Origin of the sequence: Robbsia andropogonis, from assembly GCF_034047095.1 — a bacterium.
In the GTDB taxonomy this organism is placed as follows: Bacteria; Pseudomonadota; Gammaproteobacteria; order Burkholderiales; family Burkholderiaceae; genus Robbsia; species Robbsia andropogonis.
In genome coordinates, this window is record NZ_CP139170.1 from 1683906 (window position 1) to 1709330 (window position 25425).

At 59.1% G+C, this 25425-nt stretch carries 25 protein-coding genes and 1 pseudogene; 13 read left to right on the top strand and 13 right to left on the bottom strand.

Features of this window, described 5'->3' with window-relative positions; all coding sequences use genetic code 11:
* Positions 1–11 precede the first annotated feature (11 nt).
* The 3 genes from SJQ66_RS20930 to SJQ66_RS20940 form a co-directional block, all read right to left on the bottom strand.
* The gene (locus tag SJQ66_RS20930; protein WP_320535251.1) at positions 12–1238 is read right to left on the bottom strand and encodes an aminotransferase class V-fold PLP-dependent enzyme; all 1227 of its coding nucleotides are present in this window, start codon (positions 1236–1238) and stop codon (positions 12–14) included.
* 10 nt (positions 1239–1248) lie between these two features.
* A complete protein-coding gene (locus SJQ66_RS20935; protein ID WP_320535252.1) occupies positions 1249–2601 on the bottom strand; it encodes an MFS transporter in 1353 nt (450 codons plus the stop codon).
* A gap of 90 nt (positions 2602–2691) precedes the next feature.
* Positions 2692–4116: a M20 family metallopeptidase gene (locus SJQ66_RS20940; protein ID WP_320535253.1), complete on the bottom strand. Its 1425-nt coding sequence runs from the start codon at positions 4114–4116 to the stop codon at positions 2692–2694.
* A 148-nt stretch (positions 4117–4264) separates the two neighbouring features.
* Here SJQ66_RS20940 and SJQ66_RS20945 point away from each other — a divergent pair, with 148 nt between their 5' ends.
* Complete coding sequence (locus SJQ66_RS20945) at positions 4265–5239, top strand: LysR family transcriptional regulator (protein ID WP_320535254.1); 975 nt, start codon at positions 4265–4267, stop codon at positions 5237–5239.
* A 3-nt stretch (positions 5240–5242) separates the two neighbouring features.
* Here the strand turns inward: SJQ66_RS20945 and SJQ66_RS20950 are convergent, their stop codons facing one another.
* The 3 genes from SJQ66_RS20950 to SJQ66_RS20960 form a co-directional block, all read right to left on the bottom strand.
* Positions 5243–6190 (bottom strand): ketopantoate reductase family protein, encoded by a 948-nt coding sequence (locus SJQ66_RS20950; protein WP_046152860.1) that lies wholly within the window; start codon positions 6188–6190, stop codon positions 5243–5245.
* Positions 6187–6774 (bottom strand): nuclear transport factor 2 family protein, encoded by a 588-nt coding sequence (locus SJQ66_RS20955; protein ID WP_036008045.1) that lies wholly within the window; start codon positions 6772–6774, stop codon positions 6187–6189. The genes SJQ66_RS20950 and SJQ66_RS20955 overlap by 4 nt, the downstream gene beginning before the upstream one ends.
* Positions 6775–6941: 167 nt before the next feature.
* Complete coding sequence (locus SJQ66_RS20960; protein ID WP_320535255.1) at positions 6942–7883, bottom strand: LysR family transcriptional regulator; 942 nt, start codon at positions 7881–7883, stop codon at positions 6942–6944.
* A gap of 207 nt (positions 7884–8090) precedes the next feature.
* Here SJQ66_RS20960 and SJQ66_RS20965 point away from each other — a divergent pair, with 207 nt between their 5' ends.
* From SJQ66_RS20965 to SJQ66_RS20990, 6 genes and pseudogenes are all read left to right on the top strand, one after another.
* Positions 8091–9668, top strand: a complete 1578-nt coding sequence (locus SJQ66_RS20965) for an ATP-dependent acyl-CoA ligase (RefSeq protein WP_046152894.1) — start codon at positions 8091–8093, stop codon at positions 9666–9668.
* A gap of 65 nt (positions 9669–9733) precedes the next feature.
* Positions 9734–10900, top strand: coding sequence for a thiolase family protein (locus SJQ66_RS20970; RefSeq protein WP_320535256.1), 1167 nt, complete (start codon positions 9734–9736; stop codon positions 10898–10900).
* Positions 10897–10956: pseudogene (locus tag SJQ66_RS20975) on the top strand (hypothetical protein); the annotation flags it as partial. The gene SJQ66_RS20970 and the pseudogene SJQ66_RS20975, both read left to right, overlap by 4 nt.
* A 60-nt stretch (positions 10957–11016) precedes the next feature.
* Positions 11017–11298 carry a hypothetical protein gene (locus SJQ66_RS20980; protein ID WP_051504235.1) on the top strand — a complete coding sequence of 94 codons (282 nt, stop codon included), beginning with the start codon at positions 11017–11019 and terminating at the stop codon, positions 11296–11298.
* The gene (locus SJQ66_RS20985) at positions 11288–12040 is read left to right on the top strand and encodes an SDR family NAD(P)-dependent oxidoreductase (protein WP_320535257.1); all 753 of its coding nucleotides are present in this window, start codon (positions 11288–11290) and stop codon (positions 12038–12040) included. Before SJQ66_RS20980 ends, SJQ66_RS20985 begins: the two co-directional genes overlap by 11 nt.
* A 70-nt stretch (positions 12041–12110) precedes the next feature.
* A complete protein-coding gene (locus SJQ66_RS20990; RefSeq protein WP_024902300.1) occupies positions 12111–13349 on the top strand; it encodes a dienelactone hydrolase family protein in 1239 nt (412 codons plus the stop codon).
* A 36-nt stretch (positions 13350–13385) separates the two neighbouring features.
* On the opposite strand, the gene andR is transcribed toward SJQ66_RS20990, so the two are convergent.
* Complete coding sequence (gene andR / locus SJQ66_RS20995; protein ID WP_024902301.1) at positions 13386–14375, bottom strand: anthranilate 1,2-dioxygenase regulatory protein AndR; 990 nt, start codon at positions 14373–14375, stop codon at positions 13386–13388.
* 220 nt (positions 14376–14595) lie between these two features.
* Here andR and andAc point away from each other — a divergent pair, with 220 nt between their 5' ends.
* The 5 genes from andAc (at position 14596) to SJQ66_RS21020 (ending at position 19235) form a co-directional block, all read left to right on the top strand.
* Complete coding sequence (gene andAc / locus SJQ66_RS21000) at positions 14596–15873, top strand: anthranilate 1,2-dioxygenase large subunit AndAc (RefSeq protein WP_051504252.1); 1278 nt, start codon at positions 14596–14598, stop codon at positions 15871–15873.
* A gap of 54 nt (positions 15874–15927) precedes the next feature.
* Positions 15928–16401, top strand: coding sequence for an anthranilate 1,2-dioxygenase small subunit AndAd (andAd, locus tag SJQ66_RS21005; RefSeq protein ID WP_096335526.1), 474 nt, complete (start codon positions 15928–15930; stop codon positions 16399–16401).
* Positions 16402–16409: 8 nt separating this feature from the next.
* A complete protein-coding gene (gene andAb, locus SJQ66_RS21010; RefSeq protein ID WP_024902304.1) occupies positions 16410–16733 on the top strand; it encodes an anthranilate 1,2-dioxygenase ferredoxin subunit AndAb in 324 nt (107 codons plus the stop codon).
* Positions 16723–17961: an anthranilate 1,2-dioxygenase system ferredoxin--NAD(+) reductase gene (andAa, locus tag SJQ66_RS21015; RefSeq protein WP_024902305.1), complete on the top strand. Its 1239-nt coding sequence runs from the start codon at positions 16723–16725 to the stop codon at positions 17959–17961. Before andAb ends, andAa begins: the two co-directional genes overlap by 11 nt.
* Before the next feature lie 203 nt (positions 17962–18164).
* On the top strand, positions 18165–19235 hold the full coding sequence (locus tag SJQ66_RS21020; RefSeq protein ID WP_320535258.1) for an NAD(P)H-dependent flavin oxidoreductase: 1071 nt from the start codon (positions 18165–18167) through the stop codon (positions 19233–19235).
* A gap of 98 nt (positions 19236–19333) precedes the next feature.
* On the opposite strand, the gene SJQ66_RS21025 is transcribed toward SJQ66_RS21020, so the two are convergent.
* The 6 genes from SJQ66_RS21025 to SJQ66_RS21050 all read right to left on the bottom strand — a co-directional run bounded on the left by SJQ66_RS21025 (position 19334) and on the right by SJQ66_RS21050 (position 23847).
* Positions 19334–19882: a M48 metallopeptidase family protein gene (locus SJQ66_RS21025; protein ID WP_024902307.1), complete on the bottom strand. Its 549-nt coding sequence runs from the start codon at positions 19880–19882 to the stop codon at positions 19334–19336.
* 130 nt (positions 19883–20012) lie between these two features.
* Positions 20013–20813, bottom strand: coding sequence for an amino acid ABC transporter ATP-binding protein (locus tag SJQ66_RS21030; RefSeq protein WP_024902308.1), 801 nt, complete (start codon positions 20811–20813; stop codon positions 20013–20015).
* On the bottom strand, positions 20794–21447 hold the full coding sequence (locus SJQ66_RS21035; protein WP_024902309.1) for an amino acid ABC transporter permease: 654 nt from the start codon (positions 21445–21447) through the stop codon (positions 20794–20796). Before SJQ66_RS21035 ends, SJQ66_RS21030 begins: the two co-directional genes overlap by 20 nt.
* Positions 21444–22142 (bottom strand): amino acid ABC transporter permease, encoded by a 699-nt coding sequence (locus SJQ66_RS21040; protein WP_024902310.1) that lies wholly within the window; start codon positions 22140–22142, stop codon positions 21444–21446. The genes SJQ66_RS21035 and SJQ66_RS21040 overlap by 4 nt, the downstream gene beginning before the upstream one ends.
* A gap of 124 nt (positions 22143–22266) precedes the next feature.
* On the bottom strand, positions 22267–23064 hold the full coding sequence (locus tag SJQ66_RS21045) for a transporter substrate-binding domain-containing protein (protein WP_024902311.1): 798 nt from the start codon (positions 23062–23064) through the stop codon (positions 22267–22269).
* Between the two features lie 429 nt (positions 23065–23493).
* Positions 23494–23847 carry a hypothetical protein gene (locus SJQ66_RS21050; protein ID WP_157685772.1) on the bottom strand — a complete coding sequence of 118 codons (354 nt, stop codon included), beginning with the start codon at positions 23845–23847 and terminating at the stop codon, positions 23494–23496.
* A gap of 496 nt (positions 23848–24343) precedes the next feature.
* Here SJQ66_RS21050 and SJQ66_RS21055 point away from each other — a divergent pair, with 496 nt between their 5' ends.
* Positions 24344–25423 carry a LacI family DNA-binding transcriptional regulator gene (locus SJQ66_RS21055; protein WP_162199063.1) on the top strand — a complete coding sequence of 360 codons (1080 nt, stop codon included), beginning with the start codon at positions 24344–24346 and terminating at the stop codon, positions 25421–25423.
* Positions 25424–25425 lie beyond the last annotated feature (2 nt).

Genomic DNA, 25425 nt, shown 5'->3' on the forward strand with positions numbered 1-25425 from the left:
CCCGCATTGCCTTATCCTCCGCGCTTGGCTTGATGCAGCGCCGCTGCCAGCCTATCGATCCCGGCTGGCGTTGTGCGGGCGCCAGGAGACAGGCGCAGCGTGCAGCCACGCGCATCCGCCGCGACTTGATGCGAGGCGAGCGTTTGCACCGCCGCCGCGGCTTGCGCGGGTGTTGGAAGCGCGAGCATGATGCTGCCGCCACGTCCGGCCGGATCACGTGGCGTCAACACGGGTAGGTCACAGGTATCGGCGATATCGAGGATCGCATCACCGAGCGCTAAGTTGTGTCGTCGTAGTACATCTACACCTTGCGACAGCACCCAATCGAAGCCGGGACGCGAAGCGATGTAGGGCAGCACGGAAGGCGTTCCTGTATCGAAGCGCCGCGCGTCAGGTGCGAATGTGAATCGCGATAGATCCCAGTTGAATGGATCGGGCTGACTGAACCACCCACGCAGCCCTGGCACGCGCCCCGATGCAAACAGGCGTGGACCGGCATAGGCGAATGCCGCACCGGGCACGCCGCACAGCCATTTCAGCGTGGATCCGCAAACAATATCGACCGGATAGGCTTGCAGATCAAAGGGCAGGATGCCCGCACCTTGGGTGATATCCACCGCGACCACGGTACCGCGCTTTTGCGCGTGCGCGCACAGTCGTGCAAGGTCGACGCGTTTCGATGTCAGGGAAGACACCCAGGTAACAACCGCCAGTGCGACATCGTCGTCCCAGGCGGCGAGGTAATCGTCGTCACTGACATAGGTCGGGCCGCCAGGAGCACTTTGCGGCGCGGCGACCGTGCGTAATGTGAAGCCATGTCTATCAGACAGGCCACGCAGCAGGAAATGCAGGCTTGGAAAGCAATCCGCGGCGATCAGCACGACGCGGTTTCGCAGCAGCGAAGGCCCGTGTGTGTTGTCCGCGAGCGTATCAATGCAGCGCGCCAGCGCCTCGGTCACGTTGGGTGCCGGGAACAGACTGTCCACGGGCGCATTGATCAGCGTTGCCCAGTTCCGCAGCAGTTGTGATCTTGCTTCCAGTGCAAACTGCCAACCTTCTTCTTGCGGCGCGCACCATGCTTGCGTGAACGCTTTCAGTGCGCGATCGATGGCCTGTTGCTGACCAGGGAAACGGCCGGCGGAATGGTAGAGGCACCAGCCGCTGTCGCGATTTTCGATGCCAGAGTCCGGCAAGTTGCAAGACGGCGGCGTGGGGGCTGGGGGGGGCGCGATCATCATCGTCGATGCTTCAGATCTGATGCGCGATACGCTTGCTGTAGATGCCGACACAAATCAGGCTCAGCACCGCGCATCCCATAAGATAGTAGCTAGGTGACGCCGGATCGCCGGTCTTTGCAATCAGTATCGTGACTAGCCAGGGCGTGAAACCGCCGAATACCATCACGCCGATGTTATAGCCGAAGCCGAGACCGGTGCTGCGTACCGAAGCTGGAAACAACGATGACAGTACTGCGGCGAGAGGGCCGAAATACACCGCTTTTATAAGGCCGGCGATGATCATGATCGTCATCAAGACGCCGAACGTTGGCGCCATCAGCAGCCATTTGAAGCAGGGGTAGATCGTCAGCAGCGTGCCGAGGGCGGCAATCGTCATGATGCGGCCACGCCCGAATTTATCCGCGCAATGCCCCATCAGCGGGGTCAGTACCATCAGGATCACACCGGTTACCACCGTTGCGGCAAAGCCAGTGGATGCAGGTAAATGTAATTGCTTTACCGCATACGTCGGCATGTAAAGGATCATCAGATAGCTGGCGGCCGTCGATACGGACAGGATGCCGGCGGCCAGGAACAGGCGACCCTTGTAGTGGGTGAAGAGTTCTTTCAGCGGTGCCGCCGCAGGAGCGAGCGCCTGACCATGGGCATCCGTCGGCAAGGTGTCGTCGACGAAGCGGCGGATGTACAGCCCGACCGGAGCGATCAGCAGGCCGAACACGAAAGGTATGCGCCAACCCCATTGATCGATCTGTGCGTGCGACAGCTGAGTGCTGAGTAGCAATCCGAATGACGATGCCAACACGGTGCTCATGCCCTGGCTTGAAAACTGCCAGCTTGCAAGAAACGCTTTGCGTTCAGACTTCTGCTCGACCATCAAGGCCGTGCCGCTACCGAATTCACCGCCGGTGGAAAAAGCGATCAGGAAGCGGGCCAGCATCAACCCCAGCGGCGCGGCCAGACCGATGTCCGCGTACGTAGGAATGATCGCGCAGATCAATGTGCCCACGGTCGTCAGGGACAGGGCAAGCAGCAATGCCGACTTGCGGCCTTTCCGGTCCGCATAATGACCCAGGATCAAGGCTCCCAACGGTCGGAACAGATAGGAGGCACCGAATGTCCCAAAAGTCAGCAACAGCGAGACAGTGGGGTTTGATGCCGGAAAAAACAATTTCGCGATCGTGACGGCAAAGAAGCCGTAGGCCGCGAAGTCGAACCATTCGAGTGCATTGCCGATGCTGCTGGCGACGATCAGTCGTCGCAATTTCGCGCGCTTTTGCGCATCCTGCGTTGGTGTGTCATTCGCGGCGCTCGAGGCGATCGCACCACTGGCGTCGACCGGCGAAGTGACTGCGTCTTGTCTCATTATCGTGTCCATGAATAGAGATCGTTCCAAACTCGCGCCGCGGCGTGGGCAATATACGGCGGGCTGTGAAGACGGCTTGCGCCGAATCGGTCAGGCTTGCGGATTCTGGCCGTGCGGGGCTCGCGCCGATTTCGGCGTGTCGCCAGCCGCATCGCCGATATCCCAGAATAGACCGGCCATCATTTGCAGTGCTTCACGTACCACACTGCCGAGCAGATGTTCATCGGGCGCGTGCTGCCGGCAATTTGGATAGGAGTGTGGAATCCAGATCGTGGGCAGCCCGAGCGTATCGGCGAAGCATTCATTTGGAATGGTGCCGCCGAGGTTAGGCAGCACCGTGACAGGTTTGCCTGTCGTCTCCGACAGCGAGGCTGTCGTAAAGCTGACCCATGCGTCGTCCGGGTCGAGGCGCGTGGCGCCACCGGACGCTTCGATCGTCACGGTGATTTGCGGGAAACCTTCACGGGCAAGATGCGCCTCGATCAGCGTTTTGGCCCGATGCCAGTCGGTGCCTACGACAAAACGTAATTGACATACCGCTTCTGCATGTCGTGGAATCGCGCTAACCGGCTGCACGGTATTGCCGGACTGCATTGCGAGAATTTCAAGGGTGTTCCAGGCAAAGATACGTTCCGCCGGACTCAGTCCCGGTTCACCCCAGCCTTCGGACAAGGGCGGATCGCCTTCGTCGGCACCCACGCGCAAATCCTGGACAAGTTCACGCACGCGCGGTGGAATAGGCGGTGGCAGCAGTCCGTTGATGCGGATGCGACCCTGTCCATCTACGAGACTTGCCAGCGCGTTGCTGAGTACGATCGCCGGATTGGCGAGCACGCCGCCCCAGTTACCCGAGTGTCGCGCACCGAAGTCATTCCCCACGCTCAGGCGGAAATGTAATGCGCCGCGCGAACCGAGAAAGACGGTGGGGGCCGTGGAAAGCTGACGCGGACCGTCAGAAGCAATCAATACGTCAGCGCGCAGTTTGTCCTGATATTGCTCGCAGAGTGCGGCCAGCCCGGGCGATCCAACTTCCTCACCCATTTCCAGGATGATCTTGACGTTGAAGCCGAGGCTGCCCCGAGCTGCGAGCACCGCATCGAGCGCGGCGAGATTGATGGAATGTTGCCCTTTGTTGTCGGCAGTGCCGCGACCGTACCAACGATCACCATCGACTGTGATCGACCACGGCGTCAAGCCGTCGCGCCAATTCGCGGCATCGCCGCCAACCACATCGCCGTGCCCGTACAGCAGCACGGTGGTCAACGCGGGATCTTCGATGCGCGCGGCCAACAAGAACGGAGGGGCACCTGCTACAGGATTGTCGACTAACTCATGCGTGAAGCCGAGGTCGCGCAACGTGGCGCCCATCTCGTCACGCAGATAGGCGACGAGATGCGGCGCGGCGTCCGGGCGCTGGCTTTCGGTCGGCATGGCAACACGGCGTTGCAAAATGTCGAGGAACGCGCCGCTGTCATAGTGGGTGCGGGCGAGATCGATAGCGGTTTGACGTGACATGGCGATAAGGCAAGAAGTCGATGATGCGGTATGCGGCGTAGGCTGCGATAAGCGCCGTAAGGTAAAGCGTGGCGCATTCGGAACAGTCGGTAACAAGGATAGTAGTCAACCGAAATAGTTTTGGAATTCGCAATCAAACAAGGTAACCTTGAAAAAAACGCAAACCTCTGAGGGTGAACCACCGATGCGTGCATTGCTGGAGCCGTCGTTGTACTACTTCTCCGTTGTTGCTCAGTGTGGCTCGCTGACGGCATCGACGGAAAAGCTCGGCATGACGGTTTCCGCCGTGAGCCGACATATTGCCAAATTGGAGGGCGACCTCGGCGTGCCGTTGTTTGAGCGTCACGCGCGCGGGATGAAGCTGTCACACGCCGGTGAGATGTTGTATCGGCATGCCCGTCGCTCGATTGCCGATGCCGAGGCATTGGAACAGGATATCCGCCGTGACACGGCGCAACAGGAGCGCCGTATCCGCATCGCTTGCACCGAAGGATTCGCGTTTGATTTCTTGCCGAATTCCTTGAGCCGGTTTCGCAATGCTTATCCGGAATGCAGCGTCCTGATGGACGTCGTCCCGTCCCATGTTGCCACGCAAAAACTTCTCAGTGGCGAAGCGCAGATCGCGTTGACGTTTAGCATGAAGCCGGAACCCGGTATTCGGGTACGGTGGACGATGTCGGCCCCGGTGATGGCGTTAATGCGGACGCGGCACCCGCTCGCGACGCGGCGGTCGGTGCGGATCGCGGACCTGTTGCCTTATCCCATTCTGGTGCAGCAGCGCGTTACGACGAATCAGCAACTGTTCGACATCGCGTGCAATGTCGAAGGCGTCGATATTGTCCCGGCCGTGACAAGCCAGTACGCCGCCGCGCTTTACCAGTTTGTCAAAACGATGGATGGCGCGGTCATGCCGTCGGGCTATGTGTCGGTCGCGAATCGAATGGCGCAGGACGACCTGATCGCGATCCGATTTGATAATCCGCTACTGCAGCAACGGCGTTTGCAAGTGCAAACCCTTGCTGGGCGTACGCTGTCGGGCATGGCCTCCGCTTGTCTCGAATGGTTGATTTCGGATTTGCGGCAAGCCGATGTCGTTGGGGACGGCGAGGCGTCCATAACGTAATACTCAGGATTGCGCGCGGTGCTCGTAGGTGCGTAGGTGCAGCATCACCAGATCCAGCAGGAGCGGTGCGCATCGGGCGGTGGGCGGTGTATGGGCATCCCGCGCACGGATCAAGGCGCCGATGAGATGATCCGCTTCCACGCGCGCCCCGCGTTCCAGATCCTTCATCATCGACGCGGTGACAGGCGAGGTATCGCTGGTCACCACCGAACGGATACGCGCTGCGGTTTGCGTGCCTAGCGGATACCCTGCATGGGCCGCGATAGCCGCGCATTCATCGAACAAGGCGTTCGCGAAAGCCGTGCCACCGACGGAGTTGATCGTACCGATTGCGCCGCGCATCAGGCAGGTCATGCCGGCAGCGGTGGCAATCTGGATCCATTTTTCCCACATTTGCGCCATGATCCGCGGGCTGGCGATCGCGTCGCAGAGGGCGCCTTCGAAGCAGGCTTGCAATCGTAATACCCGTTCCGACAACGTGCCGTCGCGTTCACCAAAGTAAAGCTGATGCGTGTCGTTCAAATGCTGCACCCGGCCTGCGTCGTCAAGCGCGGCGGAAATTAGGCAGAAGCCGCCGAGGACGTTCTTCGGATCGAAACGGGATGACAGACGATCCAGGTGCGTCATGCCATTCAGCAAGGGGACGATCATGGTGTGCGGGCCAACGGCCGGCGCAAACGCATCCATCGTGTCATCGAGATCATAGGCCTTGCAGCCGACCAGGATGGCATCGTAATGCGTAGGTGTTGCGAGCAATGCTTCACGACGCGTCACCTGCGGCGCGGCGATGACGGTGTTGCCAAACGTGGGGCTCTGTATGACCAGGCCGCCTTCGGCGATCTGTTGCGCGCGACGCGGACGTAACAAGAAGGTGACATCCTGGCCCACCGCCGCAAGGCGGGCACCGAAATAGCCGCCGAGCGCGCCGGCACCAATGATGAGGATTTTCACGGTTTCATCAATATTGATTGGGAGGGGTAATCAGACGCCCATGTAGGCGACAGGGGGGCGACAAAGACATTTTCTGTACGGGTTCGCGTGATCCGCCAATGGCCGTCTGTTTCTTTGCGGAATAGATTGTTCAGTCGCGACGACCGCAGCAGCGCCTTGCCGTCCGAGAATAACCACGGTTGCATATGCACCCATTGACCGTCCGCGGTCAGTCCATCCGCGTGAACGTGGATTTGTTCCGATGTCAGGTAATGGCAATTGAGGATCAGCGCCGGATCTTTTTTCTGCCCCCAGAACGCCTCGAAATGCGAACGGATTGCCGCTTTGCCAACCGCTCGCCCGAATTGGTTGTCATAATACTCGCCCACGCCTTCCCAAACCGCATCTTCTGTATACAGTTGCAAGATGAGGTCGATGCGCGCCATATCGTTCTCGACAGCGTATTCAGGGAGCGGCGTGTCGCACAAGAACATATACCGGGCCTGAATTTTCCGAATGTCGGATTCGGCTTCCAGGGCTTCCACACGGCGGACGAGCGCAGCGTAATCCGCTGCTCCGGCGACGCTTGCTTGCGGGGCTGACATAACGTTCCTCACGATGGCTGATTCGGCATGGCTCGACGCGCTCACGATAGGGGGCACTCGCGCCAGCGTCAAATCCATCAAAATTGCCGCGGCCATCAATGAGGCTGATGATCGGTGGTCGTCGGAGTTTCCGGTATAGGCTATCTCCCAAAATCTGCATAGCGGCATCATTTTCGTGCGCTGCTGGCGAAAAGGCGGGCGTGTGTCAGCGTGTCGATCAACAGTGTCCGGAACCACTGATGCCCGATATCGTGTTCATATACTTCATGCCAGTGCACCGTCGATTCAAATTTTGGAAGCACCACCGGTAGTGAAAAAATCGCGAACTGGCCGGTGGCGTTGAACACGTTCGCGACGCCGCGCGGTATGGTGACCATCCAATCGGTCCGTAACAGGATTTGCGGAATGACGGTGAAGTGTTGCACGCGCATGGCGATTCGTCGATGCAGGTCACGCTCGCGCAGGGCCTCGTCGATTGCGAGGTGGCTGCTATCGGTCGACGACACCGCAACATGCTGCAATTCGAGGAACTGGTTGCGAGACAAGGTGCGCGCCGGGAGACCCGCGCGTTTGCGTGTCATGCAGGCCCATTCCTCGTTGAAGAGTGCGGCGTGGCGGGTCACGCGTCTTAATGCCGTCAGGTTGCCAATGGCGAAGTCGAGTTGCCCGAGGCGTAGCCTGCTTTCTATTTCGGCGAGCGGAACCGGGTCGGCGGCGAGGCGAACATGCGGTGCGGCTTGCTGCAGGGCTTCACATACCGGTGGCAGGAATACTTGCTCACCCACATCGGACAGCGTGAGCCGGAATTCGCGCGTACTGGTAAGCGGGTCGAAGGGCTCAGCATCTCGTAATGTTTCGCCAATCGCAGCCATTGCGCGGCCCAGGGGAAGTGCAAGCCTCTCGGCCGCGGGCGTCGGCATCATGCCATCGGTCGTGCGTACGAACAAAGGGTCTTCGAACAAAGCGCGCAATCGCCCCAACGCATAACTGACGGCAGGCTGTGTCAGTCCCAGACGCTGTCCAGCGCGTGTCAGGCTCCGCTCGTCGAGAATCATATGGAACACGCGCAACAGGTTCAGATCGACCCGCTGGAAATCAGTGGGGTTCATGGGCTGGATATTTAAGATGAATTTGACCGATATTGATCTCGACTCTAGACTCGGTCAATACCTTCATCACCGGAGTCCGGAAGTATGCAGATCCCAGCGCCATCGTCGCTGTCAGCACGTGCGTCTCAGCGGAACGATTTGGTCGGCACGACGCACGCTGCGGAAACCTTCACAGGCGATGCTCAACCAACGTGCCGTAACGCGTCGATGCGCACAGTGCCAGCGCTGTTGGCGGCTCGGTGTGCGCGTGGTGCAGAGGGTGCGCTATTTTCGGATCGGACCGATACCTGGTCCGCATCGATGCTGCGCGAAGCGGTCGCGAGACGTGCAGGCGCGCTGCAGGCGCACGGTGTTACCCGTGGTGACCGAGTTGCCGTGCTGTGTTCGAATCGGTTCGAATTTCTTGAAATCGTCCTGGCTTGCGGCTGGTTGGGCGCCGTGGCGGTACCGATCAATACTGCATCGCGTGGCGCGCAGTTGCAGCATATTCTCGGCAATTCGGGCGCGCGCTTGCTGGTTACCGAATCTAGCCTGGTGTCCGCCGTGCATATGCTAGGTGAGGGTGCTTGCTCATTGCGGTCGATTTGGCTTATCGACGACGCGGTCAATGAACCGCTCGGTGGCGCAAAGGTGTTCTCCATCGAGACCATTCCGATGCCGGCGGCAACCGATCCGATATGCCCAGCGACGTTGGCGGACGGTGACCTCTTCGTAATTCTCTATACGTCCGGCACATCGGGGTTGTCGAAGGGCGTGATGTGTTCGCACGCACAATTTTATTGGTGGGGTACGCATACCGGTGGTGATCTGGCATTGCGTTCTGGCGATGTGCTTTATACGTGCTTGCCTTTGTTTCACACGAATGCGCTGAATGCTTTTTTTCAGGCCTTGCTGTTCGATGCGACGCTTATCGTCGATAAGCGTTTCTCCGCGAGTCGCTTTTACGACGCGCTGATCGAAACGCGTGCAACCGTCACCTATGTTCTAGGCGCGATGGTGCCGATCCTATTGCGGCTGCCCGAGGCATCACGGGAGCGGGAGCATCGGGTAAGGGTGGCATTGGCGCCCGGCGTGCCGGCGCAATTCCACGCAATATTCACGGGCCGTACGGGTATAGGTCTAATTGATATCTATGGCTCGACGGAGACCAACGCGGTTATCGGTGGTGCGCTGGCGACGCAGCGCGCCGGCTACATGGGGCGGCTGGCGGACGCATTCGAAGCGCAGGTAGTCGATGCATGCGACGAACCCGTTGCCGATGGCGAGGCCGGAGAATTAGTTTTGCGTGCGAAGCAGCCCTTTGCTTTCGCGAGCGGGTATTTCGGGATGCCGGAAAAAACCGTGGAAGCGTGGCGCAACTTGTGGTTCCATACCGGTGACCGGGTCGTGCGAGAGTCTGACGGTTATTTCCGGTTTGTTGATCGCTTGAAAGATGCGATTCGTCGCCGGGGTGAAAATATCTCTTCGTTCGAAGTAGAACAGGTGTTGCTCAGTCATCCCGCGATCGCATTGGTCGCTGTCTTTGCCGTGCAATCGGAGCTCGCGGAAGACGAGGTGATGGCCGCTGTCGTGCTGCGCGAGCATGCTGCACTCAAGCCGCTGGAGCTGGTCCAGTATTGCGAGCCGCGCATGCCGTATTTCGCAGTGCCGCGCTTTATCGCGTTTATGGACGAATTGCCGAAGACGGAAAATGGCAAGATACAGAAGTACAAGCTGCGTGAGCGCGGGGTGACCGCGACAACATGGGATGTGGAAACGTCCGGGTACCGTATCAAGCGCACCTGACGGAAACGCGGCTTACACTTTTATCGAAATGAAGGCGATGATGGCAGGTATCGTGGAGCGAATGCATGCACCCCTGTGATTTCGATGGAGCGCGAATCGCCGCAGCGGTTGAAGTACCCTATCGGCGCAAGCGTGACGACATGACAACGGCAGCACTGCTGGCGGCTGCATTTTCCATGGCCCTTTCGCAGTCCGGTTTCAGCGCAGACGATGTGGACGGCCTTGGCGTATCTTCGTTTACGTTGGCGCCCGATCACGCAATCGACATGACATGGCGTCTTGGCATTCGTACTCGATGGAACATGGATGACTGCAACGGTGGCGCCAGCGGTATCAATCTGCTGCAGCACGCGATGCGCGCTGTGCAGCATGGCGATGCAAACGTGATCGTATTGTTGTCGGGCGATACCTTTTCACCCGCCGACTTCAAGCGTTTGGTCGAGCATTACAACGTTACGACACGGGATTACCTGCGACCGTTGGAAAATGGTGGCCCGAATAGTCTATTCGCGATGTTGACGCAGCGTCACGCGCGATTGCATGGGCTGGCGCGTGAGGACTACGGTCGCATTTGTATCGCGCAGCGCGAGTGGGCGATTCTTAATCCGGATGCCGTGTACCGAATGCCGTTGGTGATGGACGACTACCTGAGCGCGCCAATGGTCGCGGACCCGTTATGCCGTTTCGATTGCGTGCCCGTGGTCAGTGGTGCGAACGCGATCGTCGTTGCGCGAGCGGATCTTGTGAAATCCGGCACGGCCGTCAAGGTCCAAGCGCTCCAATGCAGCTACAACGCGGATCATCAAGGCGGCGACGGCTTGCTTACCGGATTGGCAACACTGTCCAGCGATTTGTGGCGTCAGGCACGGATCACGCCCGAGCAGATCGATCTCGTCTCGGTGTATGACGACTATCCGGTGATGGCACTGATCCAACTCACGGACCTTGGCTTTGCCCCCGATGGTGACGTGCGGTCCTTGCTTGACAAGGTTACGTCGCACGCATTGCCGGTGAACACCTCGGGAGGCCAGTTGTCGGTGGGGCAGGCGGGCGCGGCCGGTGGCATGCATGGCCTTGTTGAAGCGATCAAGCAATTACAGGGAAGCGCCAGTGCGCGGCAAGTGCGCAACGCGCAATACGCGGTGGTCAGCGGCTATGGCATGGTGGGCTATCGCTACGCGATGTGCGCCAATGCTGTAGTGTTGGCACGTGCTAAGGGATCGATGGAATGACATTGCACGTATATTCTTGCACTGCCTGCGGCCATGCGCTTTTCCCTGCGCGCATATTTTGCCCAGCGTGTGGGAGCGGTTCGTGGCGCGTTCTCGGGTGCGCGGGCGGACGGATTATGGAAAGTACCGTGGTGCGGATGCGAGCAGGCGTGTCCGCAGGTGACAAGGAAGCGGGGGACGTGCATCTTGCCAGCGTCGAAACGGATCACGGCCCCATTGTGATCGCGATGCTTGAACCTGCAGACTGGCCGGATCGAATCGCGCCGAATGGTGCCGCCGTGTTGCTGACGATGGACGCCGCGCAGCGTATTCATGCCAGCCGTGCCATCGCCATTGATGCAAAGGAAAGTGACGTGCGATCGAGAACAGGTCAACCAGGGGGTCAAAATGCGGATTGAAGGCAGTGTGGCGTTTGTAACCGGTGCGAATCGCGGCCTTGGGGTTGGCTTCGTGGATGCGCTGGTCGCGGGTGGTGCGAGAAAGGTCTATGCAGCAGCGCGCGATCTGGCGTCGCTACCCGCACCCTGGCGGGAAGATCGGCGTATCGTGCCGGTGCTACTGGACATTACGGTGCCCGCGCAAGTGAATGCCGCCACCATGTTGGCGACAGACGTCACGTTGCTGATCAATAACGCCGGTATCAATCGCTTGCAACCGGCCTTGGCTCAAGACGACCTCGCGGCCGCGCGCGCCGAGATGGAAGTCAATTATTTCGGGACACTGCAACTCACGCGCGGTTTTGCGCCAATCTTGACACAGGTGGCCAAGCAGACGAGTGGGACGGAAACAGGCGCGGCAATCATCAATATTCTGTCTATTTTGGCGCGTGTGACCTTGCCGTCAATGACGTCACTCTGCGCCGCGAAAGCGGCGGCACTCAGGATGACGGAAGGCGTACGTGCCGAACTTGGTCCGAGAGGCGTGCAGGTCATGGCTGTGCTGCCGGGAGCGATAGACACCGATATGAGTCGAGATTTCCCGCCGCCGAAGCTGGCGGTGAGCGAAGTGGTCAAGGCCGTGTTCGATGCGCTCACGAACCACGTTGACGAAGTCTACGTCGGTGAGATGGCGCGGTATGTCGCGGCGCAGCTTGCGCATGAACGGGTCGCGGTGCAGCAGCAGTTCGCCAACTTCGGTTGACTGCTTTTTGGTCTATCCTGTGGAGCGCGGTGATACGCCGCGTTTGTACTTATTAACGACGGAGCTTTTTGTGAGCGGCGAAACCATTCAGATCGCGTCGGCCGACGGCCAAACCTTTTCGGCGTATCTCGCCATGCCCGAGCAAGGTTCCGGACCGGGGCTGGTATTGATTCAGGAAATCTTCGGCATCAACGGTTTCATGAAAGACATGGCCGATCGTTATGCGGAAGAAGGGTATGTCGTGATGGTGCCCGATCTGTTTTGGCGTATGAAGCCAGGGGTCGTGCTCGGTTATGACGAAGCTGATTTCGCGCGGGCGCTCGGGTACCTTGAAAAGCTCGACGTGCAGAAAGCCGTGGAGGATATCGCGGCGACGCTTGCCGCATTACGCGCCCATCCGCGTCAGGCCGGCAAGGTTGGTGCGATTGGTTATTGCATGGGTGGGCGGCTGGCGCTGCTAACGGCGGTCCGTACCGATGTCGACTGCGCGGTGAGCTATTACGGCGTTGGACTGGAGGCGCATCTCGACGAGATGGACGCCATCCGTTGCCCGATGTTATTTCACTTCGCGGGTGACGATGCCTTCTGTGGGCCGGATGTCCGTGACGCGATCGTGCAGCGCTTTGCAGACAATCCGCGGATCGCGCATCATGTCTATCCTGACTGCAATCACGCATTCGCGACACCGGACCGGTCGCACTTCAACAAGCCTGCCGCCGAAATGGCCTATTCGCGCACGCTGGCATTGCTTCGCACCACGTTGGGTCCGATCTTCGATCTGAACCATCTATGGGAGCAGCATTGCTATTACGAATTCGCCACGCGTGATGTAGACGCGATCATGCCGACGATGGTGGCCGAGCCTTACGTCAATCATATTCCGACAATGACGGGTGGTGTCGGGCATGACCAGTTGAAGCGCTTCTATAAATACCATTTCGTCAATGCAAATCCCGAGGACACGCGCCTGATTCCGCTGTCGCGAACCATCGGGGCGGATCGCATTGTCGATGAATTTGTTTTCTGTGCAACGCATGATCGAGAGATCGACTGGCTGTTGCCAGGGTTGGCACCCACGGGCAAGTATTTCGAGGTACCAATGCTCGCGGTAGTCTGCTTCCGTGGTGACAAGCTCTATAACGAGCACATCTATTGGGATCAGGCGTCGGTGTTGGTGCAGATCGGGGTATTGAACCCCGCGGGACTGCCCATCGCGGGCATCCAGGCAGCCAGGAAATTGGTGGACGAAACATTGCCATCGAACACGATGATGCCGAACTGGGCGTCGAGTGAAAGCAAGCCGGTCTGATCGGTACGCGGTCCGGGGAGTCGCCTATGGGCTTACTCAGCGCCGCCGCAGCGTTTCCGAGGGAGATTCGCCGAACGTCTTCGCATACGCAAGTGAGAAGCGCCCAAGATGAAAGAAACCGCACTCGAGCGCGATATCGGAAACGCGAACATCCTGTTCGGCACGCAATAACGTCTCACGAGCCCGTGACATCCGGATATCCCGAACAAACTGCATCGGTGTGATGCCCCGAAAATGTTGAAAACCTTCGCGTAATGTTCGCGGGGGCACACCGGCGGCGTCGGCGATGTCCTGTAATTGCAATGCGTCCGCACTGCGCGCGCGAATGAAGTCCTCGGCGCGACGAACGAAAGCAGGCGCGATGCCTGTGGATCGCGAGGGTAGCGCGGCGGAGACGCCTGAGATTCCATCGTACGGCGAGAGGGGGCCAACTGCCTGAGACAACAACTCAAGCAGCAAATGCTCCATATGCGTGGCAATGCCGGGACTGTTGCGTGCGCTTTCGAGCAAGGCGGTGGAACCGGTCAAGGCGCGAAGTTGTTCCATCCATCCGCGCAGATGAGGGCCGCCTACGGGCAGCCGCGGGGCAATATGAAGCGGTTCGTCACCGAGCACGGATACGAATGCTTGCGCGTCGATCCGCAACACGAATTGTTCGCAGTTATCGGATAACTGCGCGTCGAAGGAGTGCCCCGGGCGGCAGAGGATGCCGTTGTCCTGATCCACGCGCAAGGTGGTGTCGCGCGTGCGGGCCAGCGCCTGCCCGGAAAGGCAGAACATCAGCAGGTAATAGCCATCGACGGACTCCACGTCGACATGCATGTCCGACCCGAAAGCAATAGTGCCCAGCCCGAGGCGGCCCACTTTCACGAAATCCATGTGCGAGGTGCCCTCCGCGTGGCCGGTGGGGCGTAGCGCATGCGGTTGCATCACGCGGGAAATGGACTCCCGTGTTTCGTCGAGGTCCGACGATTCGAACAGACGGTACTTGCGCAGCGCGTCAGGATGGAAAAAGGAAAGCGGCATGATCATCTGACCCCGTTATCGAGGACGAAGCCAATAATTCAGTAACAGTCTATCCCGGAACGCAGGCACCTGGGAAACCTGCCGAAATTGGATAAGGCCGGTATTCGCGCGTTTTTTATGGATAGACCCGTAATTGTGGCGCTCCAAAAATCTGTCTACACGCCCTGTAATGCGCAAGCGCCCCACAAAATGGAGAAAGATGATGGAAACAACAGTCGCAATGCCCCTGAGCCGCCAGGCTCCGCATGAGCCTGGCGACGCACCGCGAGAGGCCGACGCGGTGGTTTTTCCGCATGATGATGGATCGCGCGTTCCGTATAAAGTATTTAGTTCGCAGGCGGTGTATGACCGTGAGCAGGAGCGTATCTTCCGCGGCCCGACGTGGAATTTTCTTGCGCTGGAGGCCGAAATCCCGCACGCCGGCGACTTCAAGAGTACGTTTGTCGGTGATACCCCGGTGGTGGTGACACGCGGCGAAGACGGTTCGCTGTCCGCTTGGGTGAACCGCTGCGCGCACCGCGGTGCCTCGGTGTGCCGGAAGGCGCGGGGCAATGCCACGTCGCACACCTGCGTATACCATCAGTGGAGCTTCGACAACAGCGGTAACTTGCTCGGCGTGCCGTTCCGTCGTGGGCAGAAGGGCATGACCGGCATGCCCGCGGATTTCGATCCAAAGCAACATAGTTTGCGTCAATTGCGGGTGGACAGTTATCGCGGACTTGTCTTCGCCACGTTCAGCGACACAGTAGGCTCGCTCCCCGAGTACCTGGGTGCGGAGATGCGTCCATGGATCGATCGGATCTTCCATAAACCCATTGAATATCTTGGTTGCACGCGGCAGTTCTCGAAATCGAACTGGAAGCTGTATTTCGAGAACGTCAAGGATCCGTATCACGCCAGCATGCTGCACCTGTTTCATACCACGTTCAATATCTTCCGCGTCGGCATGAAGGCGCGTTCGATTCCTGACGCCACGCACGGATTGCACAGCATCATCACCGTGACCAAGACCGGAGAAGATACATCCGCCGCGTACAAGCAGCAGAATATCCGTTCGATGGATGACGGCTTTGTCCTGGAAGATGACTCCATTCTCGGCCTTATCTCAGAATATGAGGAAGACACGACGAACCATATCCAGCCGATCTTCCCGCAATTGGTGGTTCAGCAAATCCACAATACGTTGGTCGCGCGGCAACTGCTGCCAAAAGGGCCGAACAGTTTCGAGTTGATCTTCCATTTCTTTGGCTACACCGACGACACGCCGGAAATGCGAGAGCTGCGCCTCAAGCAGGCGAATCTTGTCGGGCCAGCGGGCTATATCTCGATGGAAGACACCGAGGCGACCGAATTGGTGCAACGCGGCACCGTCCGCGACGCGGATGCGACATCTGTCATCGAGATGTCGCGCGGTAATCCAGACCAACAGGATACGGTGATAACGGAAAGCCTGATCCGGAAGTTCTGGGTGGGGTATCAGAAACTGATGGGCTATTGAGCGAAACCCGTAGCGGACTGGCAATCGCGGCCGCCAATGCACAAGAGGAATACGATGGATCGAACAACGTTGTGGCTTTCGCTGCAAATGCTGCAGGACGAATATATCAGCAACCTAGACAATGACCGGCTCGAAGCGTGGCCGGCGATGTTTACCGAGGATTGCCTGTACGAGATCGTGCCGAAGGAAAATGCGGACATGGGTCTGCCGGTTGGCATCATCTACTGCACGAACCAGAGGATGTTGCGCGATCGCGTGGTGTCGCTGCGGAACGCGAATATCTTCGAGGAACACACGTATCGCCATATGACGTCGGGGATGATCATCCTATCCGAACGCGACGGCGAGATTGAAACCGAAAGCAATTATGTCGTGGTGCAGACGCGCGCTAACGGTGAATCGAACGTCTATCAGGCCGGGAAGTATTTCGATACCGTGGTACATACCGACGCGGGTCTGCGCTATCGGCGCAAGCGGGTCATCTATGACACCTCGCGTGTGCAGACCCTGCTTGCAACGCCGATCTGAGAAAAAGGATGGACGCTATGGAAACGAACTGGCAGCCCATTGGCGCACTCGATGATTTCACCGAAGGCGAGCCCACCGCCGTTTTTGCCGGGGATAGGCAGATCGCGGTTTTCCGTCTGGGGGATGAAGTATTTGCACTCAACGACTTGTGCTCACATGGCCATGCGCGGCTTTCAGAGGGATTCGTGGAAGACGGCTGCGTGGAATGTCCGTTGCACCAAGGACTGATCGATATCCGGACCGGTGCACCACGCTGCGCACCGATCACCGAACCGGTTCGCGTATTTCCGATACGCATTGTCGCATCGCGGGTAGAAGTCCATGTCGGTTAAATCCATCGTCGTCGCCGGGGCGGGCCATGCTGCCCGCCGTGCGGCGGAAGCGTTGCGGGAGCGTGATGCGGAGGTGCGAATCACGCTGGTTGGTGCCGAGGAGGCGTTGCCATACGATCGGCCGGTGTTATCGAAAGAAGCGTTGACCAGCGCCGATGGTGCGCGGCGCGCGTTCATTCGCGATGCCGCGTGGTATGACGCACAACGGATCACGCTGCAGCTCGGCACACGGGTAACGGCGATTGATCGGTCACGGCGTGTCGTGACCACGGACCGAGGTGGGGCGTTGCCCTATGATGCGCTCCTGCTGGCGACAGGATCACGCGTCCGGCCTTTCCCGGGGCCGGTCGATACGGACGTGCCGCTGCATTACGTGCGGACTGTGGCCGATGCACAGGCATTGCGCGCGGTATTACAACCGGGCACGCGCGTGGCGGTGCTTGGCGGAGGTTTCATCGGACTCGAAGTCGCTGCGTCTGCGCGTGCACTCGGTTGCACGGTCACGCTGTTTGAGGCCGCGCCGCGTTTGTTGCAGCGATCGATGCCGTCGACGGTAGGGGCGTACCTTCTCGCGCTGCATCGCGGACGTGGTGTTGACGTCCGGTTGGGCGCGCGTATGACGGCACTTCGTCGTTCGGATGAGGGGGCGATTGCGGTGGACGCGGGTGCGGACAGCATCACGGCGGATGTCGTGGTGGTGGGAATTGGCGTCTTGCCCAACGTGGAACTCGCGGCGGCGGCGGGGTTGCGCGTGGATAATGGCATCGTGGTGGATGCGCAATGCCGGACCGAAGACCCCCACATTTTTGCCGCGGGGGAAGTAACGTCGCACTTCAATCCATTGCTGGGCCGGCATCTTCGTGTTGAATCCTGGCAGGTTGCGGAAAATCAGCCCGTTGTCGCGGCCGCAAATATGCTCGGCGCCGATGACCGCTATGCTGAAATACCTTGGCTCTGGTCGGATCAATACACCTGCAATGTGCAGACACTGGGCATATTCGCGTCCCCGGATATGGCTGATGCATCGGAGCGACTGGTGCTACGCGGTGATCCGGCGAACGATGTCTTCTCGCTGTTTTCCCTCGATGGGGGGCAACGACTGCAGGCCGCGGTTACCGTCAATGCGGGGCGGGATATGGCAGTCTGCCGACGTTTGCTCACGGCGGGGAAGTCGTTGGACCCTGCCGCACTGCAGGACGGCGCCGTGACATTGCGATCCTTGCTGTAATTCCGGGCGCGGCAGTAGGGGTGTCGTCGAGCGCTGTGGTCGGCGCTTGACGCGCTCCCGCATTGGCGTTTCGGCTGCCAAGACCATGCGAACACGCCTGCACCCGAGTCACGGGAATAGCGAAATATCGGTAGATCCTGATCTTCGAGCGCGTTTGTTATATTCTTATCGCGAAGAATCAAACACGAAACTTGGAGTAATCAATGACTACGCCGGAAACGGTGGCGGCGCTTTTTGGCGTGCGCTTCCCAATCATCCAGGCACCGATGGCCGGCATCAGCACGCCAAGTCTCGCCGCCGCCGTGTCGAATGCGGGAGGACTGGGATCCCTGGGATTGGGCGCCAATACCGTTGCCCAAATCGCGGAGCAGATTCGGAAGACACAGGCGCTGACCACCAAGCCGTTCAATGTCAATCTGTTCTGCCACGTGGCGGCTCGTGCCGACGCAACGCGCGAAGCGGCCTGGCTACAGCATCTTGCGCCCGAATTCCGGAAGTTCGACGCGACACCGCCACCGTCGCTTCGAAATATTTATGCGACGGCCCTCGGCCATGACGCGTTGCTTGAAACGTTGTTACAGACCCACCCGAAAGTGGTGAGCTTCCACTTTGGACTACCTGATGCGCATTGGATCGACGCACTCCGAAAGGCGGGCAGCGTGACGATGGGCTGCGCCACGAATCTTGAAGAGGCGCAGCAGATCGAGGAAGCGGGCCTGGATGCGATCGTGGCGCAAGGTATCGAGGCGGGCGGTCACCGTGGCGTCTTCGACCCCGCGCATGATAATGAGATAGGGACATTGGCTTTGGTGCGTGTTCTCGCGAGCCGGTCTCGTCTTCCCGTGATAGCAGCGGGTGGCATCATGGACGGGGAGGGCATCGCCGCGGCGATGCAACTGGGTGCCGCAGGCGTGCAAATGGGTACGGCATTCATCCTGTGCCCGGAGTCATCGGCATCGGAGGCATATCGGGATGAACTGAAGAGCGAAAAGGCCGCGCATACCGCGATCACCGCCGCCATTTCGGGGCGGCCGGCACGCGGTATTGTCAATCGCTTTCATGCAATGGGCGCTTCCGGTGCACCAGCGTTGCCGGATTACCCCATCGCGTACGATGCCGGCAAGGCCCTGCATCAAGCAGCCAGCGAGCGCGGCGATCACAGTTACGCAGCGCATTGGGCCGGTCAAGCGGCTCCTCTTGCGCGGACGCTCCCGGCAGAAGAGCTGATGGCGGTATTGGTCAAGGAATGGCAACAGGCGCAAACACGAGGGTGAGGCGGCGCGTTACTGGAGCATTCGGCGTGCCGTACCGTAAGCAGCATGACAGGGAGTAGGAGTTTCGGAATGCCATGCAACTTAGACGGCACCGTTCCTCAAGCGATCAATCGCAACTGTTTCGCCGTCAGATGAATACGCAAATCGAGTTCGATCTGGTGGTAGTCAGGCTCCATGAACTCGCAAAGGCGATAGAACGCCTTATCGTGCTCTGGTTCCTTGAGATGCGCCACCTCGTGCACGACAATCATGCGCAGGAATGCGAGCGGCGTATCGCGAAATAGCGAGGCAATGCGAATTTCCTTCTTCGCCTTGAGCTTGCCACCCTGGACTCGCGAGATGGCGGTATGCAACCCGAGCGCATGCCGGACGACATCGAGCTTGTTATCGTATAGCACCTTGTCGACTGGCGGGGCGGAACGCAGGAATTGCTGTTTGACGTCAGCGCAAAAGGCATACAATGCCTTGTCCGATTGCACGGCATGCCGCGATCCGCTTTCCTTAATGCACGTGTCATCAGTTGCCGGCAGAACGTAATCGGGATAACGCCCTTGCAGATAGCGGGCAACACGGCCTTCGTCTATCAACGTGCGAACTTGCTGTTGCAACGCCGGAGGATAGTGATTCAGGTAGGGCAAGCGGACCAGGGCGGCATCCAACGCGTCGCCCGTAGGGCCCGATGTTGCCGCGCCGCCCGTGCCAGCCATTCTGATGGCGCGGTTGACAGGAAGCGCAAGGGCGCCGCGGTGCGTGTCGGCGGTCACACCGGCGCCTTCATCAAGCCGACTGCGGCAAGCCGGCAGCGTCTAATGACGTTGCCGGCGCGCCATCCGCCGCACCACCGGAAAGGCCCGCCGTCATGCCGATGAACTGCCGCAACTCCGGTGTCTTCGGGTTCGTGAACAATTCTTCCGGCGGCCCGACCTCATGCACCTTCCCTTGATGCATGAACACCACGCGATCGCACACTTCCCGCGCGAAACGCATTTCGTGCGTGACCATCAGCAGCGTCATGCCTTCGTCGGCCAGTTGCCGAACGACGGCCAGCACTTCCTGCACCAGCTCCGGGTCCAGCGCTGACGTGATCTCGTCGCAGAGCAGCGCCTGCGGCGCCATGCACAGGGCGCGGGCGATGGCCACGCGTTGCTGCTGCCCGCCTGACAACTGATCTGGATAGGCATCGAACTTCGCACCGAGGCCGACACGCTCTAGCTGCGCCGTTGCGGCCTTGCGCGCCTCCGCTTCGCTGGTCTTCTTGACCACCATCGGCGAGATCATGACGTTACGGCCCACGGTCAGATGGGGGAACAGATTGAACTGTTGGAAGATCATACCGATCTTCAAGCGCAACCGCCGCAATTCCGCATCGCCTTGACCGACGTAAGCGCCCGCAACGTTGATATTGCCCTCGTCGATCGTCTCCAATCCATTGATGCAACGCAGCAGCGTGCTTTTTCCCGAGCCGCTCTTGCCAATGATCGCGATGACCTCGCCTTTGTCGACGCTCAACGTGATGCCCTTGAGCACCTCGTTATCGCCGAAGCGCTTTTTGACGCCGTCAATGGTGATGAGGGGCATGGAACTTCTTCTCCAGGAAACGGCTGTAGAGCGATAACGGCCAGCACAGCGCAAAATACAGGGCGGCAACGATGCCGTAGGTTTCAAAAGGTTGGAACGTCGCGTTCGTGATCATCGTACCGGCCTTCGTTACTTCGACGAAACCAATGATCGATGTCACCGCGGTGCCTTTTACGATCTGCACGCAGAAGCCGACGGTAGGCGCGATGGCGATCCGCAGTGCCTGCGGCAGGATAACGTAGCGCATCTGTTGCAGCCGCGTCATTGCCAGACTGGCGGATGCCTCCCACTGTCCCTTCGCGATCGACTCGACGGTGCCGCGCCATATTTCCGACAGGAAGGCACTGGACCACAACGTCAGGCCGATACCCGCGGCAAGCCAGGCCGGTACATCCAGCCCGAACAGCGCAAGGCCGAAGAAGATCATGAAGAGCTGCATCAGCAGCGGGGTACCCTGGAAGAGTTCGATATAGCCACGCGCGAACCAGTTTGCCGTTCGCACGCGCGAAATCCGCAACCACAGCAGAATCAGACCGACCACTCCGCCCATGATAAAGGCAACCACGGATAACAATGCCGTCCAACGCAATGCCATCAGTAACGCACGGATGATATCCCACAATGTAAAGCTCATGCGCGGCCTCCCGGGAAAGGCACAGAACGGGGACGTCGATTGACAACGTAACGATCCCCGATATAGCGCAGAATCTGACGCAGGACGATGGCGAGAACCAGGTAGATTACGGTTGTAATTGCATAGGATTCGAATGAGCGGAAGTTGCGTCCCTGAATGAAATTCGCCGCGAAGGACAATTCCGTAACGGCAATCGTCGAACACACTGCCGACCCAAGCATCACGATGACCAATTGGCTCGACAGCGCAGGCCACATCTTCTGCAATGCAGGCTGCAGGATAATGTAGCGGAACGCCTGCCCACGCGACATCGCCAGGCTGGCGGCGGCTTCGCGTTGGCCACGGGGAATGGCTGCGATGCCTGCCCGGATGATTTCCGTATTGTAGGCACCCAGATTGATCACCATCGCTAGGATTGCCGCTTCCATCTCGTTGATGCGAATGCCGCGGGCCGGCAAGCCGAAGAAAATGAAGAAAAGCTGGATCAAGAACGGCGTATTACGGATTACCTCGACGTACAGTCCCACGATGGGACGCAGCCAGGTTGGACCGTCCGTACGCACCCACGCACAGAATATTGCAACCAGCATGCCGAGAATTCCGCCGGCGACGGTCAGCTCGATCGTGACCTCAATGCCTGTGACGAGCACAGGCGTGTAGTCGAAGACCGCGCCGAAATCGAATTGGTAAGCCATCTTGAAAATACGAAAGCGTGGGTTCCAGAACAACGGGATGCTGCCCTGAAGCGATGATGGCGCAGTGACATGTCATGGCAGCGCCGTCATGGGAAGATCTCCGACGGCGTCGGGCTGACGTATTTTATTGGAATGTGGTCGCCATTGTTTGCGGCAGCGGCGTATGCAGCCATTTTTCGACGATCTTATTCAGCGATCCGTCCTTTTTGGCTGCCGTCAGGGCGTCATTGACTGCGGAGAGTAGTGCCGGTTCGCCCTTGTTCAGGCCGACGTAGCACCCAGACTCATGGATGACATACTTCAAGACCGGCGGGTGGGGGGGATGCTTTTCAGCGATCGCATTGGCAACGAAGTCGCCGGTCCCCACAACCTGTACCTGCCCCGACATATAGGCCGCGATCATGCCGTTGTTGTCGTCATACCGCTTGATTGTTGCCGATGGCGGCAGGGTCTGGGTCAATTGCAGATCTTCGAACGTGCTGCGGGCAACGCCCACTGTTTTGCCCGCCAGATCTTCCGGTCCGGTGACCTTGATTTCCTTCCACCCGAACACGCTGTTCGCGAACGGCGAGTAGGCTTGCGAGAAGTCAATCACTTTCTCACGTTCAGCGTTTTTGCCAAGCGTCGAGATGACTAGGTCCGCCTTGTGTGTCTGGAGATAGGCAATTCTATTCGCGCTACTGACCGGCACGAGTTCAAGCTTGACATGCATGGCCTTGGCAATCAGTCCGGCGGTGTCGATGTCCAAACCATGAAGGCTCATATCCCCTCCTACGGAGCCGAACGGTGCGAAGTCTTGCGGTACCGCGATGCGTAGCGTGCCACGCTGTTTGATGTCGGACAGCGCGTCGGCGTGCGCGGCCGTGGCGCCGATGAGCGAAATGCTGATGCACAGCGAGGTCAGGATCGAGCGGTATTTCATTGTCATGGAACTCTTGCTGGGTGACCGCATGGGGCGGTCGAGTAACGGGCGCCGGCGGCACGATGCCACGGCGCCCACCGCATGCGTGGCGATGACAAGGCTGGCAAGGCTCGGGGCGGCGATCCCGTTGTCGCCGGTCCCCGAATACCGCTGCACAGGTTGCCAACGTCGGGCATGAATCGCTGCTTGGCACGTGCAGACGCTCGCATTCTTGCAGATGCCAAATTAGGTGGCAATCGGCGTGAACGGCAATTCAGCGTGTTGGGTGTCGTTTGTACCACGCGCTGCCATTTGCCGTATCTCGAAAAACCATTGTTCGGAACGCAACAAGGCCGCATGACGCATGCGGCCTTACGGTGCTGAAAGATGGTAGGCGCGCCACGGCCGCAGCCGGTTTCACCGGGATGCGGCGGGTCCCGACCATGTCCCTCAAGGCATGAGGTGACCCGGGACAATGCGCCGCAGGAACTGTTCGCTGCGTTCTAGTGCACTGTCAGGAATGGTTGAAGCGTTCTGATTGGCGGATATTTCTTCCAGAATGCGCTTAAGAATCATGGCAAATTCTGGATCATGCTGCAGGCGTGCCACAGTTGCCTGGGCAATAGGTGTCAGTGCCGATAACTGCGCGGTATGCGTATCGATCGCCTGTGTGTGCGCATTGATGGAAGTGTTATGCGACGTAAAGCTGCTGACCAACGTTTTCTGTATTTGCAGCAACGCCTTAGTGAGTTCCTCAACTTGTCGTCTCAGCTCATCGATTGCCTGCTGCGTCTCGCTATCCATGCTCATCGGTCTCTATCTCGTGCCGGGTTGTGAATGGGGACGGGCTGCGGACTCGCGCCACGCACTGCCTATGTGCAACGGCACGGGCAATAGTTCAATTCTCACACAGATTCTTCTTCCGTTTCAGTAACGGATTGCAAGCATGGCACGGGGCGTTAGCGGGCTATAAGGTGCCGATGCACATCGACCGTTTGCCGGAAATACCCGCCACTTCGTCGCGTTCGAGGTCTCCTTGCAAGCAAACGGTTACGCATTCTTACATGCGTCTGCCGTCCTGGCCAGGATGGCAAGCGCTATTGCCTGTCAAGTAAAGGACTCAGGCCTCGTGCCATGTGTCATGTCAAAAACACACTATAACGTACGCCAATACCTGACCTTCATTTGGTAATGGTCAGCTTATTGACTGGTCATTTTTCGCTTCCTACCATCCGATCAACGTAATCGATTACGTGATTTTTCCCGACTTTTACTTTCCTTCATGCCCAAGGACGCGGATATGAAAGCCGTCACATTGCGCGACGTTGCCGAAGTTGCCCATGTCTCCGTGGCCACGGCGTCGCGAGTGCTGGCCGGGAAGGGGCTGGCGGGCCCCGCCACGCAAGCGCGCATTCGTGAGGCGGCGTCACGGTTGGGTTACCGTCCCAATAAGTTTGCGCAAGGTTTGAAGACCCGGCATGCGCAGTTGATCGGCGTTGTCATTCATAACCTTGAGAATGCGTCCTTCCGTCGTATCGCTGCCGTTGTGCAAGGCCGGATGCGTGAAAAAGGCTATCAAGTAATGCTTTGCATTACTGGTGATGACGCCCAGCAAGAGCGTGACGCCATATCTGCATTGACCGACTACAACGTCAGCGGCGTGGTTGTGGTGCCAACCGGGCAGAACAGCGAGGTGTTCGTCCAATTGGAACGCAGTGGTGTGCCGGTTCTCTGCGTTGTGCGTCGCGATCCATCGGCATTGCTCGAATCCGTGTTGAGCGCCGATGTCGACGGGGCCTATGACGCAACGCGTTACCTTTTGCAGATGGGGCATCGCCGGATTGGTCTGGTCGTCGGGCGGCGTGGGACGACATCGGGGGACGAGCGCCGGGCCGGTTATCTCCGGGCGCTTGACGAAGCGTTCGTGCCGTTCGATCCGGCGCTGATCATCGATGGCCCTTATTTGCCGCAGACCGGGACGAACGCCGCGATGGCGCTACTCGACCGACCGGATCCGCCGACAGCTATCTTCGTGGCGAATCACGAATCCGCACTTGGTGTCATGCGTGTTGTGTCCGAGCGCGGTCTACGCGTTCCGGAAGATATCTCTTTATTGTGCGCCGAGGATTCGCCATGGTTCGAATGGGGCCGCCCGACCCTGAGCGTGGTCGACAGCGGCCCGGAGGCGCTGGCGAACCTGGCGGCGGATAGGATTTTGCAGCGGATCGATGGCGCCGCGAACGGGGCAAGGGAATACCGCGTCGGCCAGCGTTTGATGCTGCGTGGCTCATGCCGAGCCCCAGCAGAGCCTTTATGCGCGACTGACGATACGGTGGATCCTCTCGTCTTTCAGGGCAATCTTTCCGTGGAATCCAAGTGACC

Excerpts from the sequence above, each read along its gene's own strand:
- SJQ66_RS20940 (WP_320535253.1), bottom strand. The coding sequence starts at position 4,116 with ATGTCACGTCAAACCGCTATCGATCTCGCCCGCACCCACTATGACAGC.
- SJQ66_RS21040 (WP_024902310.1), bottom strand. The coding sequence starts at position 22,142 with ATGGCTTACCAATTCGATTTCGGCGCGGTCTTCGACTACACGCCTGTG.
- SJQ66_RS21055 (WP_162199063.1), top strand. The coding sequence starts at position 24,344 with ATGAAAGCCGTCACATTGCGCGACGTTGCCGAAGTTGCCCATGTCTCC.
- andAb (WP_024902304.1), top strand. The coding sequence starts at position 16,410 with ATGGACGCTATGGAAACGAACTGGCAGCCCATTGGCGCACTCGATGAT.
- andAd (WP_096335526.1), top strand. The coding sequence starts at position 15,928 with ATGGATCGAACAACGTTGTGGCTTTCGCTGCAAATGCTGCAGGACGAA.
- SJQ66_RS21035 (WP_024902309.1), bottom strand. The coding sequence starts at position 21,447 with ATGAGCTTTACATTGTGGGATATCATCCGTGCGTTACTGATGGCATTG.
- SJQ66_RS21045 (WP_024902311.1), bottom strand. The coding sequence starts at position 23,064 with ATGAAATACCGCTCGATCCTGACCTCGCTGTGCATCAGCATTTCGCTC.
- SJQ66_RS20935 (WP_320535252.1), bottom strand. The coding sequence starts at position 2,601 with ATGAGACAAGACGCAGTCACTTCGCCGGTCGACGCCAGTGGTGCGATC.
- andR (WP_024902301.1), bottom strand. The coding sequence starts at position 14,375 with ATGCCGCTTTCCTTTTTCCATCCTGACGCGCTGCGCAAGTACCGTCTG.
- SJQ66_RS20930 (WP_320535251.1), bottom strand. The coding sequence starts at position 1,238 with ATGATGATCGCGCCCCCCCCAGCCCCCACGCCGCCGTCTTGCAACTTG.
- SJQ66_RS20980 (WP_051504235.1), top strand. The coding sequence starts at position 11,017 with ATGGAAAGTACCGTGGTGCGGATGCGAGCAGGCGTGTCCGCAGGTGAC.
- SJQ66_RS20985 (WP_320535257.1), top strand. The coding sequence starts at position 11,288 with ATGCGGATTGAAGGCAGTGTGGCGTTTGTAACCGGTGCGAATCGCGGC.
- SJQ66_RS20960 (WP_320535255.1), bottom strand. The coding sequence starts at position 7,883 with ATGAACCCCACTGATTTCCAGCGGGTCGATCTGAACCTGTTGCGCGTG.
- SJQ66_RS20955 (WP_036008045.1), bottom strand. The coding sequence starts at position 6,774 with ATGTCAGCCCCGCAAGCAAGCGTCGCCGGAGCAGCGGATTACGCTGCG.
- SJQ66_RS21020 (WP_320535258.1), top strand. The coding sequence starts at position 18,165 with ATGACTACGCCGGAAACGGTGGCGGCGCTTTTTGGCGTGCGCTTCCCA.
- SJQ66_RS20970 (WP_320535256.1), top strand. The coding sequence starts at position 9,734 with ATGCACCCCTGTGATTTCGATGGAGCGCGAATCGCCGCAGCGGTTGAA.
- andAc (WP_051504252.1), top strand. The coding sequence starts at position 14,596 with ATGCCCCTGAGCCGCCAGGCTCCGCATGAGCCTGGCGACGCACCGCGA.
- SJQ66_RS20965 (WP_046152894.1), top strand. The coding sequence starts at position 8,091 with ATGCGCACAGTGCCAGCGCTGTTGGCGGCTCGGTGTGCGCGTGGTGCA.
- SJQ66_RS21030 (WP_024902308.1), bottom strand. The coding sequence starts at position 20,813 with ATGCCCCTCATCACCATTGACGGCGTCAAAAAGCGCTTCGGCGATAAC.
- andAa (WP_024902305.1), top strand. The coding sequence starts at position 16,723 with ATGTCGGTTAAATCCATCGTCGTCGCCGGGGCGGGCCATGCTGCCCGC.
- SJQ66_RS21050 (WP_157685772.1), bottom strand. The coding sequence starts at position 23,847 with ATGGATAGCGAGACGCAGCAGGCAATCGATGAGCTGAGACGACAAGTT.